This window comes from Streptomyces sp. NPDC012510 (assembly GCF_042955065.1).
GTDB lineage: Bacteria > Actinomycetota > Actinomycetes > Streptomycetales > Streptomycetaceae > Streptomyces.
Genome location: NZ_JBIBEN010000003.1, coordinates 321,411 through 336,457 on the forward strand (window position 1 = coordinate 321,411; position 15,047 = coordinate 336,457).

Sequence of the window (15,047 nt, forward strand, 5' to 3'; positions counted from 1 at the left end):
CGCGGGTTCCCTTCCGCCGGGTTCCGGTCCTCAACGCCGCCACAGCTCGATCTCCTTGGTCGCCGCACGTGTCCGGCCGCCGACCAGTTCCTCCGGGAGGTGGAAGCGGGCCAGGATCGCCGGTGTCTCGGGCGGGACCTTGCCGGGGGTGGCCAAGGACACCAGGACCATCGTGAGGAAACCGAGCGGTACGGACCAGAGGGCGGGCCAGGCCAGCAGGGCGTGCAGGGTACCGGTGCCGGGGTATCCGGCCATGGTCGCGGCGACGGCGAGGAGTGCCGCTCCGCCGCCGACGAGCATCCCAGCGGCCGCGCCCGGCGGGGTGAGGCGCCGCCACCAGATGCCGAGAACGAGCAGCGGGCAGAACGACGAGGCGGAGACGGCGAAGGCGAGCCCGACCGCGTCGGCGACGGGCAGCCCGCCGACCAGGCCGCTCGCCGCGAGCGGTACGGCCATGGCGAGGGCCGTACCGAGCCGGAAGTGCCGTACGCCGCGAGCGGGCAGCACGTCCTGGGTCAGCACTCCGGCGACCGCCATGGTCAGCCCGGACGCAGTGGACAGGAACGCGGCGAACGCGCCGCCCGCGACCAGCGCGCCGAGCAGGTCGCCACCGAGGCCGCCGATCATGCGGTCGGGGAGGAGGAGTACGGCGGCGTCGGCGTCGCTGGTCAGGGCGAGGTCGGGGGCGTAGAGCCTGCCGAGTGCCCCGTAGAGCGGCGGCAGGAGGTAGAAGGCGCCGATCAGACCGAGGACGACGACCGTGGTGCGGCGGGCGGCGACGCCGTGCGGGCTGGTGTAGAAGCGGACGACGACGTGGGGCAGGCCCATGGTGCCGAGGAAGGTGGCGAGGATCAGCCCGTAGGTGGCGTACAGCGGGCGTTCCTCGCGCCCTGCGGCGAGCGAGGTGGACATGCCCCCGTTGCCGGCGCGGTCGGCGACGGGGACGGTGTCGCCCTCCGTGAAGGTCAGGCGGGTGCCCTGGGCGATGCGGTGGGTGCCGGTGGGCAGGTCGACGCGCGTGTCGTCGTAGCGGCGGCCGTCGATCGTGCCGGAGGCGGTGACGGTCAGCGGGCTCGCCAGCTTCAGGGCGAGGGTCTCGTCGATGCGGACGACACGTTGCTCGCGGAACCTTGCCGGTTCGTCGAAGGCGTGGCGGGGGGCATTGTCGCCCTGCCAGGCGAGGACGAGGAAGAGCGCGGGGACTAGGAGGGCGGTGAGCTTGAGCCAGTACTGGAAGGCCTGGACGAAGGTGATGCTGCGCATGCCGCCGGCGGCGACCGTGGCGGCGACGACGACGGCGACGATGACCCCGCCGAGCCACTCGGGCGCGTCGGTGAGCACGTTCAACGTGAGCCCCGCCCCCTGGAGCTGGGGCAGCAGATAGAGCCAGCCGACGCCGACCACGAAGGCTCCCGCGAGGCGTCGTACGGTCTTGGAGGCGAGTCGGGCCTCGGCGAAGTCGGGCAGGGTGTACGCGCCGGAGCGGCGCAGCGGGGCGGCGACGAACAGCAGGAGGACGAGGTAGCCGGCGGTGTAGCCGACCGGGTACCAGAGCATGTCGGGGCCCTGGACCAGGACAAGGCCGGCGATGCCTAGGAAGGAGGCGGCGGAGAGGTACTCGCCGCTGATCGCGGCCGCGTTGAGGCGGGGGCCGACGGTGCGGGAGGCGACGTAGAAGTCGGAGGTGGTACGGGATATGCGCAGGCCGAAGGCGCCGACGAGGACGGTCGCCACGACGACGAGGGCGACCGCGGGGACGGCGTAGTTCTCGTTCATGCCTTGCTTCCGGTCTGCTCGTACACGGTGGGTCTCAGCGGCTCGTCACGGTGGGTCTCAGCGGTCCTCGACGAGGCGTACGAGGTCCTGCTCGTTGCGTTCGGCGCGGCGTACGTGCCAGCGGGCCAGGAGGACCAGCGGCGGATAGACGCCGAAGCCGAGGACGGCCCACTCCAGGCCGGCGTGGTCCGGCATCGCGGCGAAGACCAGGGGCAGCGGTGCGACCAGGAGGGCCAGCGCCACGACCACGGCCAGAGCGGCGCGGAGCTGGCTGCGCATGAGGGAGCTGACGTAGGCGTGGCCGAGGGTGGTCTGTTCGTCGATCTCGGTACGGGGGCGGTGGTAGCCGGGTGCGCGGCGGGTGCGGCGGGGCACTCCGGTGACGACGACGCGGCGTTCGGTGGGGTCGTTCGGCACGTCGGCTCCTCAGCTCGTGGTCCGGCGCATCAGCAGATCCCGCAGTTCACGTGCGTGGCGGCGGCTGACCTGGAGTTCCACCGAGCCGACGAGAACGCTGACCGTGCCGGCGTCCAGGCGGAGCTCGCCGACGTGGCGCAGGGCCACGAGATGGCGGCGGTGGATGCGGACGAACCCGCGTGCGCGCCAGCGCTCCTCCAGGGTGGACAGGGGGATGCGGACGAGGTGGCTGCCCTGGGGGGTGTGCAGTCGGGCGTAGTCGCCCTGGGCCTCGACATGGGTGATGTCGTCGACGGCGACGAAGCGGGTCACACCGCCGAGTTCGACGGGTATCTGGTCCGGGTCGGGTTCGTGCACCGGTATCGACGACGGGGCCGTGGCGGTGTCCCGGAGCTGGGCCGCCCGGCGTATCGCCTCGGCGAGGCGTTCCCGGCGGACGGGCTTGAGGACGTAGTCGACGGCCTTGAGGTCGAAGGCCTGGACGGCGAAGCCCTCGTGCGCGGTGACGAAGACGACCAGCGGGGGCCTGGCGAAGCCGGTGAGGAGGCGGGCGAGGTCGAGTCCGTCGAGTCCGGCCATCTGGATGTCGAGGAAGACGACGTCGATCGCCTCGGGTCCGTCGGGGCCGGACTCCAGGGCGCGGTTGATCCGGCGCAGTGCCTCGGTGGCGTCGCTCGCGCCCTCGGCGCTGTCGACCCGTGGATCCGCGTTCAGCAGGTACAGCAGCTCCTCGAGGGAGGGTTTCTCGTCATCGACGGCGAGCGCGCGCAGCATGAATGTGGAGTGTAGGAGCAATTCGTACGTGTGCACACGGGCGTGCGCCGGAGGAGGTCCCGGGAGGGGCTCCGCTGGATACAGTGCCCGCATGAACAGCAAGTCCGCGGCGTTCGACGAGCTCGATCGCAAGATCATCTCGGCGTTGATGGCGAACGCGAGGACCAGCTTCGCCGAGATCGGCTCGGCCGTCGGTCTTTCGGCCACCGCGGTCAAGCGGCGGGTGGACCGGTTGCGCGAGACCGGGGTGATCACCGGGTTCACGGCCACGGTGCAGCCGGCGGCGCTCGGGTGGCGCACGGAGGCGTACGTGGAGGTGTACTGCGAGGGTGCGGCGCCGCCCCGGAGGCTCGCTGAGGTCGTGCGCAACCATCCGGAGATCACGGCGGCGATGACGGTGACCGGGGGCGCCGACGCGCTGCTGCACGTACGGGCCGTCGACGTGGAGCACTTCGAGGAGGTGCTGGAGCGGATCCGCACCGAGCCGTTCATCCGGAAGACGATCAGCTACATGGTGCTCTCGCATCTGCTGCCGGAGGCTCCGGAGGCCGGCGCGACACAGGACGCAGCGAACGTGCGCTGAGCCGGTTGAACACGCAGCATCACTGCGCGAACACGCAACGTTCGTTCCTTGTCGTGCGCCTACCCCGATTCTTACCTTGGTGTCATCCCAGCCGACACCGTCAGGAAGCGGAGAGACCCTCTGTGCCCGACAGCCGTGTGCCGCGCCTTCGGCGCTTTCTCGTCTGCGAACCCAGACATTTCGCCGTGCAGTACTCGATCAATCCCTGGATGCACCCGGACACCCCCGTGGACGTCGACCTCGCCCAGCGACAATGGCAGGAACTGATCCGCGCCTACCGGGACCACGGTCACACCGTGGACACCGTGGAGCCGGTGGCGACGCTGCCCGACATGGTCTTCGCGGCCAACTGCGCGCTCGTCCTCGGCGGCCGTGTCCTCGGCTCGCTGTTCCACGCGCCCGAGCGGCGCCCCGAGTCGACCGCCTACGACGCCTGGTTCGCCAGCGCCGGGTACGAGGTGCTCCGGTCCGAATCCGTGTGCGAGGGAGAGGGCGATCTGGTGCCGGCCGGGCGCTATCTGCTCGCCGGGACCGGCTTCCGCACCACCCGTGAGGCCCATCGCCAGGCGCAGGAGTTCTTCGGCGTCCCCGTGATCAGCCTCCAACTGGTGGACCCGCGTTTCTACCATCTGGACACCGCGCTGTTCGTCCTCGACGACGGCAGCGACGGCTCCGCGGGCAACATCGCGTACTACCCGGAGGCGTTCTCGCCCGGCAGTCGCGCGGTGCTCGCCCGGCTCTACCCGGACGCGCTGGTCGCCACCCGCGAGGACGCCATGGCGTTCGGCCTGAACTCGGTGTCCGACGGCCGCCATGTGTTCATCTCGCCCCGCGCCAAGGAACTCGCCGACCAACTGGCCCGGCAGGGCTATGTCCCCGTCCCCGTCGACCTGTCGGAGTTCCAGAAGGCCGGCGGCGGCATCAAGTGCGTCACTCAGGAGATCCGCTCATGACAGCTCCCGTCCACGCGCGTTCGTCGGCCGACCTCATCCGCGCCGAGGAGCCCGTCCTCGCGCACAACTACCACCCGCTGCCCGTGGTCGTGGCCCGGGCCGAGGGCACCTGGGTCGAGGACGTCGAGGGCCGCCGCTATCTGGACATGCTGGCCGGCTACTCCGCCCTCAACTTCGGCCACCGCCACCCGGCGCTGATCGAGGCCGCGCACCGCCAGCTCGACACGCTCACCCTGACCTCGCGGGCCTTCCACAACGACCGGCTCGCCGAGTTCGCCGAGTCGCTGGCCGAGCTGACCGGGCTGGACATGGTCCTGCCGATGAACACGGGCGCCGAGGCCGTGGAGAGCGCGATCAAGGTGGCCCGCAAGTGGGCGTACGAGGTGAAGGGCGTCCCCGCCGACCAGGCGACGATCGTGGTCGCCGCCGACAACTTCCACGGCCGTACGACGACGATCGTCAGTTTCTCCACGGACCCGGTGGCCCGCGACGGCTTCGGCCCGTTCACTCCCGGCTTCCGTGTGGTGCCGTACAACGACCTCGCCGCGCTGGAGTCGGCGATCGACGGAACGACGGCCGCGGTGCTGATCGAGCCCATCCAGGGCGAGGCGGGCGTGCTCATCCCGGACGACGGCTATCTGCGCGGGGTCCGCGAGCTGACCCGCCGCACCGGCTGCCTCTTCATCGCGGACGAGATCCAGTCGGGTCTCGGACGCACCGGCCGGACGCTAGCGGTCGAGCACGAGGACGTCCTGCCGGACGCCGTGCTGCTCGGCAAGGCGCTCGGCGGTGGAATCGTGCCGGTGTCGGCCGTGGTCGCCCGCCGGGAGGTGCTGTCGGTCCTGCGTCCCGGTGAGCACGGGTCGACCTTCGGCGGCAACCCCCTCGCGGCGGCGGTCGGCTCGGCGGTGGTACGACTGCTGCGCACCGGTGAGTTCCAGCTCCGGGCGGCCGAGCTGGGCGGTGTGCTGCGGGAAGGGCTGGCGGCGCTGGTCGGCAAGGGCGTAGTCGGGTTCCGGGCGCGCGGACTGTGGGCGGGGGTCGACATCGACCCGGCGATCGGCACCGGCCGCGAGATCAGCCACCGGCTGATGGCGGAGGGCATCCTCGTCAAGGACACCCATGGCTCGACGATCCGGCTGGCCCCGCCACTCACCATCACCGGTACGGAGCTACGGTCGGCGCTGGACACCTTGGAGAAGATCCTCACGGTCGCGTGAGGGCCGAGGGGTCGCCGTGCGTGGCGCGGCGACCCTTTCACCTTGGGGTGTACGGGGTCGGGCGGGGCCAGCCCCGGAGCGGCCTGGACCGGCCCTGGACCGGACATGTGGCCTCGGGACAGGCGGGGACGGGCGTGGTGCTGTCTCGTGCCGGGGACGAATCGACCGGCGGGAACCGCAACCGGCCCCGCGTCGGACATGTGCCCTCAGGCCGCGACGGGACGGGCGTGGGTGCTGTCTTGTGCGGTCAGGGCGGGTCGGGGCACAGGGTGGTGTGGGCGGGGCAGGGGATTCCTGCCGGGTCGCAGTCGGCGCACCCCTCGCAGTGGAGCCAGAAGGCCTGCATCGCGTGCTGTCGGCGGGCCTCCTCGGCGAGGTCTCCGATTCCGACGCGTTGCTTATGGCCGAATGCGCCCCCGCTGTCGTTCCACGTCCATCGTGCCGGGGTGGTCGCCGGTGTCGCGGGCCGCTGCCGGGCAGGACCCGAGGGGCGGGTCACCGTGCCGATCAGCGACGCGGCGGGACGGGGGCGGGGCTCGGGCCGCAGAGCGGGAGGCCGTGGGCGTCGAGGGTGGGCCCCCGGGACGGACGGTGCGGTCAGCGAGGTGATGTGGTCGGCGAAGTCGGCGTCGGGCAGGGGGAGGTCGAGGTCGTCGTCACGGTAGGAGACGGCCGCCGGCACATAGGTGAGGACCGCGCCGACCTGCGCCGCTCTGGTGATCAGGTCCTGGGTGGGAGCCTCGTCCCCCTGTGGGTCGCGCAGGTCCCGCAGGACGCGCAGCGTCGCCCCGAGGTCCCGGGGCTCCGCGCCCGGTCGGCCCTGGTCGCGGACGGCCTCGATCGTCTGCGCCCCCCACCAACGGGCCTCACGCTCCTCGCCGTGGGCCAGGTGCTGCAGGTACAGGCAGTGGACGGCGGCGCCGTCTCCGGCCCCGGCGGCGTACTGCCACCAGAAGCGCGCGGAGTCCTCCCGCTCGGTGAGCTGCAGGACGCACCCCAGCACGCGCGCCCCTGGCGGTTCCGGAAGCGAGGGGGCCACGAACCGCTTGAGGCTCGCCAAGGCCCCACGGCTCATGACCGCCGTCTCGCACAGCGTGCGCAGGTCCCGCGCCGCGGCTTCCCTGGGCCCCTCGGGCATCGGCCCGGGCACCTCGGCGGTGTGCGGCTCGGCGCGGCGGGCCGCCGTCCGGGCGGCGACGCGCTGCGCCGCGGCGTTGATCTCCTCGGGGGTGTAGGACGCGTCGACGAGTCGGGCCCGCCCCAGGAGCTGGTCAATGGGCGACGTCATCGTCCTGCCCTTCCTTCGCCAGTCCCAGGATTTCTTGCAGGCGGCGCCGTGCGTGGCGGGCGGTGGAGCGCACCGCGGCGGGGGTGATGCCGAGGTGCTCGGCGGCCTCGCGGGCGGAGTGTCCATGGCTGTAGAGCAGCACCACGACGTCCCGCTGGCGTTCGGGCAGGGCCTCGATCGCCTGGAAGAGGTTGATGCTCTCCTCCAGTTGCCCGATGGGGTTGACGGCCTCGCGCAGCGCCGTGGTCTCGAAGGCCGCGGAGTCGATCAGCGCCTCGCGGCGGCCCCGGGCCCTGGCGGCGTCGATGGTGCGGTTCTTCATCACCTGCCAGGCGTAGGCCGCCGGGCTCTCCTTCGTCAGGACCTCCGGCCAGGCTATGAGCAGTTGTTCGAAAGCGCAGTCGACCGCTTCCTCGGCGTCGGCCTTGTTGTTCAGATAGGTCTTCGCCCAGCCGACGTACGCCGGCCGGTGCATCCGGTGGAACGCCTCGAAGTCCAACGGCAGTTCGGTCATCGGCGCGGCATCGGCTCGGCGTTTCGGAACGTCCCGCTTCACGCCTGCCCGTCCTCGCCGTGCGGTACCGCCACGCGGCGGCCGGACACCCGCGCGACGAGCACTGCGAGGAGCGCCTCATCAAGTAGCTCAAAGGACACTGCCCTTCGTCTCCCTCCCGTGGACTGCGGGCCTACCAGACGGCCCGGAGGAGCGCCGTTCGCGTCCTCTCCCCCTGATGGCGCGCCGGAGTGCGCCACCGTGCATCCACCGAACCAGGATTCTTACCGAACGAATCCGTTCGATTACGCTCAGACACACATCTGAGGACATCCGACCCCGCCCTCACGGGCAAGGGGCCGCACCCCCGCGCCGCCCACCAGCCGCGACGGCCGCACAACCGGACCGACTGGACGGAGGCCGGCGAGCCCTGCGGCGACCCACATGTGACGAGGGTCACCGCCTACGCCTCGCCAACCGAAAACGGCGGTATAGCGGCATTTGACGCCTTTCCGTTCGTGCACACGAACGACTGGCGGGCGCACGTTCGGGCACCCATCGGGCGCGAGCGAGGGCGCGCGACTTGTTCACGTTCAGTCAAGCTGTCGAGGGTGCGCTGCCGGCGACGCTCGTCGCGCAGGCGCACGGCCAGGCGGGCGCGCTCCCGCCGCTGTCGCACGCGCTCCTCCGGACTCGGTGGCGACGGCCCGGCCACGCGCTGACGCTGGACCGCGGGCGGGTGGAGCCGGCCCATGAGGCACTGATCCGGTGCGGGCCCCGGCTGCACCGCTGCCCGACCGAGGACCGCGAGGCCACCCGGACCGTGCGCCGGCTAAGGCGGCAGCACTTCCCGCAGTGGACGTACCGGCAGCCTGTGGGAGTTGAGGTCGGATGAGGCAAAGACTGCAGTTCGAGGGCTCCGCCTGGCGGTACTCGTCGGGCTACGATCAATCGTCGAGATCGCGGGACGAGGCTCGTCGTGCACGAGGATGTGCGCTGTGACCTGGCAGAACACGCCTAAAAGGGCCGTTCCGGTAGAGGCAAGGGGACACCGTGTTCTATTACGTACTCAAATACGTGCTTCTGGGTCCGCTGCTGAGACTGGTCTTCCGGCCTCGTATCGAAGGCCTTGAACACGTGCCGTCGTCGGGCGCGGCCATCATCGCGGGCAATCACCTGTCCTTCTCGGACCACTTCCTGATGCCCGCCATCCTCAAGCGGCGCATCACGTTCCTGGCGAAGGCCGAGTACTTCACCGGTCCGGGCGTCAAGGGCCGACTGACGGCGTTCTTCTTCCGCAGCGCCGGACAGATCCCGGTCGACCGCTCCGGCAAGGAGGCAGGTCAGGCCGCCATCCGCGAGGGGCTCGGGGTGCTGAGCAAGGACGAGCTCCTCGGTATCTACCCGGAGGGCACCCGCTCGCACGACGGCCGCCTCTACAAGGGCAAGGTCGGCGTGGCGGTCATGGCTCTCAAGGCCCGGGTGCCCGTCGTCCCCTGCGCGATGATCGGCACCTTCGAGGCGCAGCCACCGGGCAAGGTCATCCCCAACGTCCACCCCGTCGTCATCCGCTTCGGCGAGCCTCTCGACTTCTCCCGCTACGAGGGCATGGAGAACGAGAAGGCCGTCCTGCGCGCCATCACCGACGAGATCATGTACGCGATCCTCTCGCTCTCCGAGCAGGAGTACGTCGACCAGTACGCGGCCGTCGTGAAGGCCCAGGAGGCCGAGGCGGCGGCGAAGGAGCGCAAGTTCCCGCGGCTGCCGTTGAGTTGAGGCGTTCTGCCGACAGCAGAGCGGCCCCGGAGAACAGTCATGGGCGTCGTACGGTCGGGACATGACACGACGTGCTGTGGTGATCGGAGCGACGGGACAGATCGGCCGGGTGGCCGTGGGCGCGCTGGCGCGGGACGGCTGGGCGGTGACGGCCGTCTCTCGGGGCGGCGACCGGGACGACGGCTGGCCGCAGGACGTGCGGTCCGTGCCGGCCGACCGTGGTGACGACGCGGCGCTGGCGGCGGCGGTCGGCGACGGCTGTGAGGTGCTGGTGGACGTGGTCGCCTTCGGCCCGGAGCACGCCCGGCAGTTGCTCGCGCTGTCCGACCGGGTCGGCTCGGCGGTGGTCGTCTCCAGCGTGTCGGTGTACGAGGACGACAAGGGCCGCAACTTCGACACCCAGGCGGAGCCGGACGGCTTCCCCGAGTACCCCGTGCCCCTGCCCGAGAGCCAGCGCACGATCCGGCCGGACGACACCTCGTACAGCACCCGCAAGGCGGGCCTGGAGCGTGAACTGCTCGCCGGGGCCGACCGGTTGCCCACCACCCTGCTGCGCGCGGGCGCCGTCCACGGCCCGTACTGCCGGACGCCGCGCGAACTGTACTTCGTGAAGCGAAACCTGGACGGCCGCCCGCACCGTGTCCTCTCGTACGCCGGTGAGAGCCGCTTCCATCCGGCGAGCGTCCACAACATCGCCGAGCTGATCCGCCTGGCCGCGGCACGGCCGGGAACCCGGGCCCTGAACGCCGTCGACCCCGACGCGCCCACGGTCGTGGAGATCGCCGCCGCCATCGACGCGGTGATGGGCGTCGAGCCGGTGAACGTACTGGTGGACGGCCCCGCCCCGGCGCCCACCGTGGGCGACACCCCCTGGTCCGTGCCGGTGCCCGTGGTGTGCGACATGACGGCCGCCGAAAGGGAGTTGGGCTACCGTCCGGTGATCCGCTACGCCGAGTCCCTGCCGGAGACGGTCGCGTGGATCGAGGGCCGGCTGGCGGGCGGTCGGGACTGGCGGGAGGCGTATCCGAAGATGGCCGCGGCGTACGGGGACCTCTTCGACTACGCGGCGGAGGACGCGTGGCTGGCGGGGCGATCGGCGTGAGCGCACGGGAAAGCGGACCGTGGGGGCGGGAACGAGCAGGCCGTAGGGCATGAGGAAGGGGGCACCGCTCTCCGCGGTGCCCCCCTTCCTCCTCTCAGGGACCTACGGCTGCGGCGTGGCGTGCGGGGCGCACTTCACGTCGGCCTTGCCCACCTCGCCGGTGAGCAGGTAGGTGTCCACACGCTCGTTGACACACGGGTTGACCAAGCCGGTGACTCCGTGGGAGCCGGCCTTCCTCTCCGTGATCAGACGCGAGCCCTTGAACCGCTTGTGCAGCTCGACGGCGCCCTCGTACGGCGTGGCCGCGTCCCGCTCGGACTGGACGATCAGGACGGGCGGCAGGCCCTTCTCGGTCTTCACGTCCACCGGGGTGTACTGCTTGGACCGCCAGGTGGCGCACGGCAGGTTCATCCAGGCGTTCGCCCAGGTCATGAACGGGTGGTTCTTGTGCAGCCGGGTGTTGTCGCGGTCCCACTTCTTCCAACTCGTGGGCCACTTGGCGTCTGTGCACTCGACCGCCGTGTAGACGGCGTTGCCGTTCTCCGAGGCGGCGTTGCCCGCGGTGTCGGTGAGGTCCGGGGCGGCCGCGTCGACCAGCGCCTGGGTGTCACCGGCGGCGTACTTGCTCCACACCTGGGCGGTGGGCGCCCACGCGGAGTCGTAGTACGGGGCGCTCTGGAAGAAGGAGATCAGCTCGGCCGGGCCGACGAGCCCGCCGAGCGGCTTCTTCTTCGCGGTGGCGCGCAGCTTCAGCCAGTTCGCCTGCACCTTCGCCTGGGTGTCACCGAGGTGGTAGGTCGCGTCGTTCGCCGCGACCCACTTCGTCCAGTCCTTCCAGCGGCCCTCGAAGGCAACGTCCTGGTCCAGGTTGGCCTGGTACCAGATCTTCTCGCGGGAGGGGTTGACCACGCTGTCGACGACCATGCGGCGCACGTGGTTGGGGAAGAGGGTGCCGTAGACGGCGCCGATGTACGTGCCGTAGGAGACGCCGAGGAAGTTGAGCTTCTTCTCGCCCAGGGCGGCCCGGATGACGTCCAGATCACGCGCGGTGTTCGGCGTCGTCATGTACGGCAGCATCGCGCCGCTGCGCTTTTCACAGCCGGCCGCGTACTCGGCGGCGAGCCTGCGCTGCTTGCGCTTGTCGGCCTCGGAGTCCGGGACCGGGTCCATCTTGGGCGCCTTCACGAACTCCTGCGGATCGGCGCAGGAGATGGGCGCGGACTTGCCGACACCGCGCGGATCGAAGCCCACGAAGTCGTACGCCTTGGACGTGTTGACCCACAGCGGGGCCTTGGTGGTGACCCGGCGCGGGAAGCGCAGACCCGAGCCGCCCGGACCGCCCGGGTTGTAGATGAGCGCGCCCTGGCGCTCCTTCTTCGTACCGGTACTGCCGATACGGTCCACGGCGAGCTTGATCTGCTTGCCGTTCGGCTTGGCGTAGTCCAGCGGCACGGTGACCCAGCCGCACTGGATCGGCTTCTCCAGGCCCCAGCTCTCGGGGCAGTCCTGCCACTTGACGCCCTTCTTCGCCGCCTTCGCGACGGCGACGGCAACGCCCTTGGCCTCACGGTCCCGTCCACTCGCGGTGCCCGCGGCGTTGGCCACGGGGGCGGTGACGGCACCGGCTATCAGGGTCGCCGTGACGAGCAGTCCGGCGGAGCCGAACGCTGCCGCCCTTCTCGTCGGCCTCATACCTCTCAAGAGGGAACTCCCCGTACATCGTTCGAAGCTTCACACGGTCACGGGGATCCTCGTACCTGTGCGGCTTTCCCGAACAGAGGAGCGCGGAGTTCTTTGCCAATCCGATAACCGGTGCGGAAAGTCCCGTTCAGCGGATCTCCCTCTCCACGTGCGCGGAGCGATCGTCAAGCAGCCGACTCCAGCTCGACAAGGACCTCGTCGAGCACGCGCCGCAGCCGCAGCGCGTCGGGGGCGAGTGCGCTGACGAGTACGGCGGGCCCGGCGAGCGGAGTGAGCACGGCGGACTCCCCCAGCACCCTCGGCGGCGGGGTCCGCTCAGCGAACTCCGGTCGCACGACGACGAGTTGACCCAACGCACGGTGTCCGCCCAGGACGGCGGGGCCGTCCCAACCACCGGGCGCCCCCGGCCCGCACGTCACCTCCTGGTCCAGCAACGGCCGCCCGTTGAGCACCACGGTGAGGCGGCTACCCAACCGTCCGGGCTCTTCCCCGGCCCGCCCGAGCACCTGCTCCTCCCGGAACACCAACCGCGCGCCCACAGCGAGTTCCACCCGGGTCGACATCCGCAGATCGCTCCCCCTCGCGGAGATCAACTGCTCGGGCAACCATCGCAGTTCGCCTCCGGCGGCGACCTCGATCCGCACGTCGTAGCGGGCCTCCCCCTTGGCCTGCCCCGGCAACGCGATGGTCGCGGCGGCCGACCCCACCCGCAGCCGGGCCCCCTCACCGACCGCCGCCTCGACGGCGAACCGGTCCCCGCCGAGCGGCCCACTCATCGCCCCGACCAGCATCACCCGCGCCTCGTCACCACTCCCCCGAGTCCGCCGCAACGCCAACGGCCCGTCACTCTCCAACACCGGCAGGGCCGTACCGCCCCGCCCATCGACACGGGCCACGATCCGCGCGGTGGCCGCGACACCGGCGGTTGGCATGGGTGGGGCGGCGGTCGGATCTGCGGCGACGGTCAGATCTCCGCCCGTACGCCCACCGACGGCCGCGCATCCGGAGGTGTCCGGGGCCCCGGCCGGGCGTCCGGAGGCGACCCGGTCCCCGGCCGTGCGCCCACCTGAGTCCAGGTCCACCGGCGGGCGTCCGGAGGTGTCCGGGCCCCCAGCCGGGCGTCCGGCAGAGGTCGGGTCTCCGACCGGGCGTCCGGCAGAGGTCGGGTCTCCGGCCGGGCGTCCGGTGGCACTCATGTCCTCGGCCGGGCGTCCGCTGATGCTCGTAGCGGCCGCCGTCGTCGTCATGCCGTCCACGCCGCGAGCTTCTCCCGTACCCAGGCGGCGACGTCCCCGACTCCGGCCTCGCTCCTCAACGACTGGAACGCCACCGGCAGCGCGGCCCGTTGCTCCTTCGCGTCCGCGGCCATGCGGGCGAGGTCCGACCCGACGTACGGCGCGAGGTCCGTCTTGTTGACGACGAGCAGGTCGGCGGTGGTGACTCCGGGCCCGCCCTTCCGAGGGATGTCGTCGCCGCCGGCCACGTCGATGACGAAGATCTGCGCGTCGACGAGCCCCCGCGAGAAGGTCGCCGTCAGATTGTCACCACCGGACTCGACGAGAATGAGATCCAGCGGCCCCACCTCGTCCTCCAGGTCCTCGATGGCCTCCAGGTTCGCGGAGATGTCGTCCCGAATGGCCGTGTGCGGGCACGCCCCCGTCTCCACCGCGGTGATCCTCTCGGGCGGCAACACGGCCTCACGCAACAGGAACTCGGCGTCCTCACGCGTATAGATGTCGTTCGTCACCACCGCGAGCGACAACTCGTCCCGCAGCGCTCGGCAGAGCGCGGCGACGGTGGCCGTCTTCCCGGATCCGACGGGCCCCCCGAGCCCGATCCGCAGGGCCCGCCGGGTTCCGTCGGGCCGACGCGCGTCAGCGCTCACGGCGGAGGGGCCGCCGTCGTGGGAGTGGGAGTGGTCGAGATGCATGGCTGCTTCTCCTTGTTCTGCTAGGTCGGGCGTAGTGCGCGGGAAAGCTCGGGGTTCGGGTGCGTTGGCCGGTGCGGGTGGCGTGTGGTTGCTCGCGCAGTTCCCCGCGCCCCTCAAAGACGGCCCTGCGGGCCGAAAAGCAGGGGCGCAGCCCCTGCTTTGCAGGGGCGCGGGGAACTGCGCGAGCACCCCCACTCACCCGCCCCCGCCCGCGACCCCTCACCCCCGACCCACAAGGCGCCCAAGCGGGGTCGAAGGGGCGGCAGCCCTTGGGGATGGGGCGGGCGGGGGCGACAATCTCAAGACGCGAACAACCGCACAGGCCAAGCCGCATGCACCTCCCCCCCGATCTCCAGCAACGGCGCGGAAGCCGCAGGCAGAGCCCCCGGCCCACCACCCCCCACCACACCCCGAGCCGCGGCAACCGCCGCCCCCACCACCCCATCCATCTCCGGCGCCAACCGAGCCAACACCCCCGTAGCATCGAACGGATCGAGACTCAGCAACCGCACAGTCGCCCCAGCCGCCCCACTCACACTCTCGTACGCGGAGCAGTACGCCGCGTCCTCCGGCCCGATCCCGGCCGCCCGCGCCGCCACCCCCAGCACAACCGGCTGATGCGCCCCCTTCGGAAACTCCCTCGCCAGCGCGTCCAGCTCCTCCGACGGCCAGGTCGCCCGTGCCGCCCGCATCAACTGCCGCCCCAGCTTCCGCGAAGCACCCCGCAGGGCGGCGGACGGCGTCCGCGCATCCGCGGCGGCGTCCAGCGACGACGGATCCACCCCGAGCGCCGCCGCGGCGGCCAACGCCGCCGACACCAGCCCCGCCGTGTGCAACCGTCCCCGGCAGAATGCCTCCAGCCCCTCCGCCCCGGTGATCAACCCGGCCTTGACGGCCGCCTCGGCCCCGCCGGAGTGCGCGTGCCCCCCGGCCGGAAAACGTCCGTCGGCCAGCACGAGAAGCGCGGCCCTAGACATCCCGCACCTCAGATTCCAGCCGCCGGACTTCCCACGTCGACACTTCCACGGACCTCG

Annotated in this window: 15 protein-coding genes; 6 read left to right on the forward strand and 9 right to left on the reverse strand. The window is 71.4% G+C overall.

Annotation, left to right across the window (positions count from 1 at the left end; all coding sequences use genetic code 11):
- Window positions 1–30 precede the first annotated feature (30 nt).
- The 3 genes from ACFY9I_RS06845 to ACFY9I_RS06855 are packed head-to-tail and all read right to left on the reverse strand — an operon-like array spanning window position 31 to window position 2,967.
- Window positions 31–1,776, reverse strand: coding sequence for a cation acetate symporter (locus tag ACFY9I_RS06845; protein ID WP_390997619.1), 1,746 nt, complete (start codon window positions 1,774–1,776; stop codon window positions 31–33).
- 57 nt (window positions 1,777–1,833) lie between these two features.
- A complete protein-coding gene (locus ACFY9I_RS06850; RefSeq protein WP_390997622.1) occupies window positions 1,834–2,193 on the reverse strand; it encodes a hypothetical protein in 360 nt (119 codons plus the stop codon).
- A gap of 9 nt (window positions 2,194–2,202) precedes the next feature.
- Window positions 2,203–2,967 (reverse strand): LytTR family transcriptional regulator DNA-binding domain-containing protein, encoded by a 765-nt coding sequence (locus ACFY9I_RS06855; RefSeq protein ID WP_390997625.1) that lies wholly within the window; start codon window positions 2,965–2,967, stop codon window positions 2,203–2,205.
- Window positions 2,968–3,058: 91 nt separating this feature from the next.
- On the opposite strand from ACFY9I_RS06855, the gene ACFY9I_RS06860 reads away from it, so the two are divergent.
- From ACFY9I_RS06860 to rocD, 3 genes are all read left to right on the forward strand, one after another.
- Complete coding sequence (locus ACFY9I_RS06860; protein ID WP_390997628.1) at window positions 3,059–3,550, forward strand: AsnC family transcriptional regulator; 492 nt, start codon at window positions 3,059–3,061, stop codon at window positions 3,548–3,550.
- 122 nt (window positions 3,551–3,672) lie between these two features.
- Window positions 3,673–4,503, forward strand: coding sequence for a dimethylargininase (gene ddaH / locus ACFY9I_RS06865; protein ID WP_390997630.1), 831 nt, complete (start codon window positions 3,673–3,675; stop codon window positions 4,501–4,503).
- Entirely contained in the window at window positions 4,500–5,723 is a 1,224-nt protein-coding gene (gene rocD / locus ACFY9I_RS06870; RefSeq protein ID WP_390997633.1) for an ornithine--oxo-acid transaminase, read from the forward strand. Before ddaH ends, rocD begins: the two co-directional genes overlap by 4 nt.
- Before the next feature lie 247 nt (window positions 5,724–5,970).
- Here rocD and ACFY9I_RS06875 read toward each other — a convergent pair whose 3' ends face one another.
- Together ACFY9I_RS06875 and ACFY9I_RS06880 are read right to left on the reverse strand one after the other, a co-directional pair.
- Entirely contained in the window at window positions 5,971–7,011 is a 1,041-nt protein-coding gene (locus ACFY9I_RS06875) for a hypothetical protein (RefSeq protein ID WP_390997636.1), read from the reverse strand.
- A complete protein-coding gene (locus tag ACFY9I_RS06880; RefSeq protein ID WP_390997638.1) occupies window positions 6,995–7,567 on the reverse strand; it encodes a sigma-70 family RNA polymerase sigma factor in 573 nt (190 codons plus the stop codon). The genes ACFY9I_RS06875 and ACFY9I_RS06880 overlap by 17 nt, the downstream gene beginning before the upstream one ends.
- A 520-nt stretch (window positions 7,568–8,087) precedes the next feature.
- Between ACFY9I_RS06880 and ACFY9I_RS06885 the strand changes: the two genes are divergently transcribed.
- From ACFY9I_RS06885 to ACFY9I_RS06895, 3 genes are all read left to right on the forward strand, one after another.
- Window positions 8,088–8,399: a hypothetical protein gene (locus ACFY9I_RS06885; protein ID WP_390997640.1), complete on the forward strand. Its 312-nt coding sequence runs from the start codon at window positions 8,088–8,090 to the stop codon at window positions 8,397–8,399.
- A 158-nt stretch (window positions 8,400–8,557) separates the two neighbouring features.
- Window positions 8,558–9,280: a 1-acyl-sn-glycerol-3-phosphate acyltransferase gene (locus tag ACFY9I_RS06890; protein WP_390997643.1), complete on the forward strand. Its 723-nt coding sequence runs from the start codon at window positions 8,558–8,560 to the stop codon at window positions 9,278–9,280.
- A gap of 76 nt (window positions 9,281–9,356) precedes the next feature.
- On the forward strand, window positions 9,357–10,382 hold the full coding sequence (locus ACFY9I_RS06895; RefSeq protein ID WP_390998095.1) for an NAD(P)H-binding protein: 1,026 nt from the start codon (window positions 9,357–9,359) through the stop codon (window positions 10,380–10,382).
- A 102-nt stretch (window positions 10,383–10,484) separates the two neighbouring features.
- Here ACFY9I_RS06895 and ACFY9I_RS06900 read toward each other — a convergent pair whose 3' ends face one another.
- The 4 genes from ACFY9I_RS06900 to ACFY9I_RS06915 all read right to left on the reverse strand — a co-directional run bounded on the left by ACFY9I_RS06900 (window position 10,485) and on the right by ACFY9I_RS06915 (window position 14,990).
- The gene (locus ACFY9I_RS06900; protein ID WP_390997645.1) at window positions 10,485–12,074 is read right to left on the reverse strand and encodes an alpha/beta fold hydrolase; all 1,590 of its coding nucleotides are present in this window, start codon (window positions 12,072–12,074) and stop codon (window positions 10,485–10,487) included.
- A 173-nt stretch (window positions 12,075–12,247) separates the two neighbouring features.
- Window positions 12,248–13,015, reverse strand: a complete 768-nt coding sequence (locus ACFY9I_RS06905) for an urease accessory protein UreD (RefSeq protein WP_390998098.1) — start codon at window positions 13,013–13,015, stop codon at window positions 12,248–12,250.
- 311 nt (window positions 13,016–13,326) lie between these two features.
- Window positions 13,327–14,013, reverse strand: coding sequence for an urease accessory protein UreG (gene ureG, locus ACFY9I_RS06910; RefSeq protein ID WP_390997648.1), 687 nt, complete (start codon window positions 14,011–14,013; stop codon window positions 13,327–13,329).
- A 299-nt stretch (window positions 14,014–14,312) separates the two neighbouring features.
- Complete coding sequence (locus tag ACFY9I_RS06915) at window positions 14,313–14,990, reverse strand: urease accessory UreF family protein (RefSeq protein ID WP_390997651.1); 678 nt, start codon at window positions 14,988–14,990, stop codon at window positions 14,313–14,315.
- Window positions 14,991–15,047 lie beyond the last annotated feature (57 nt).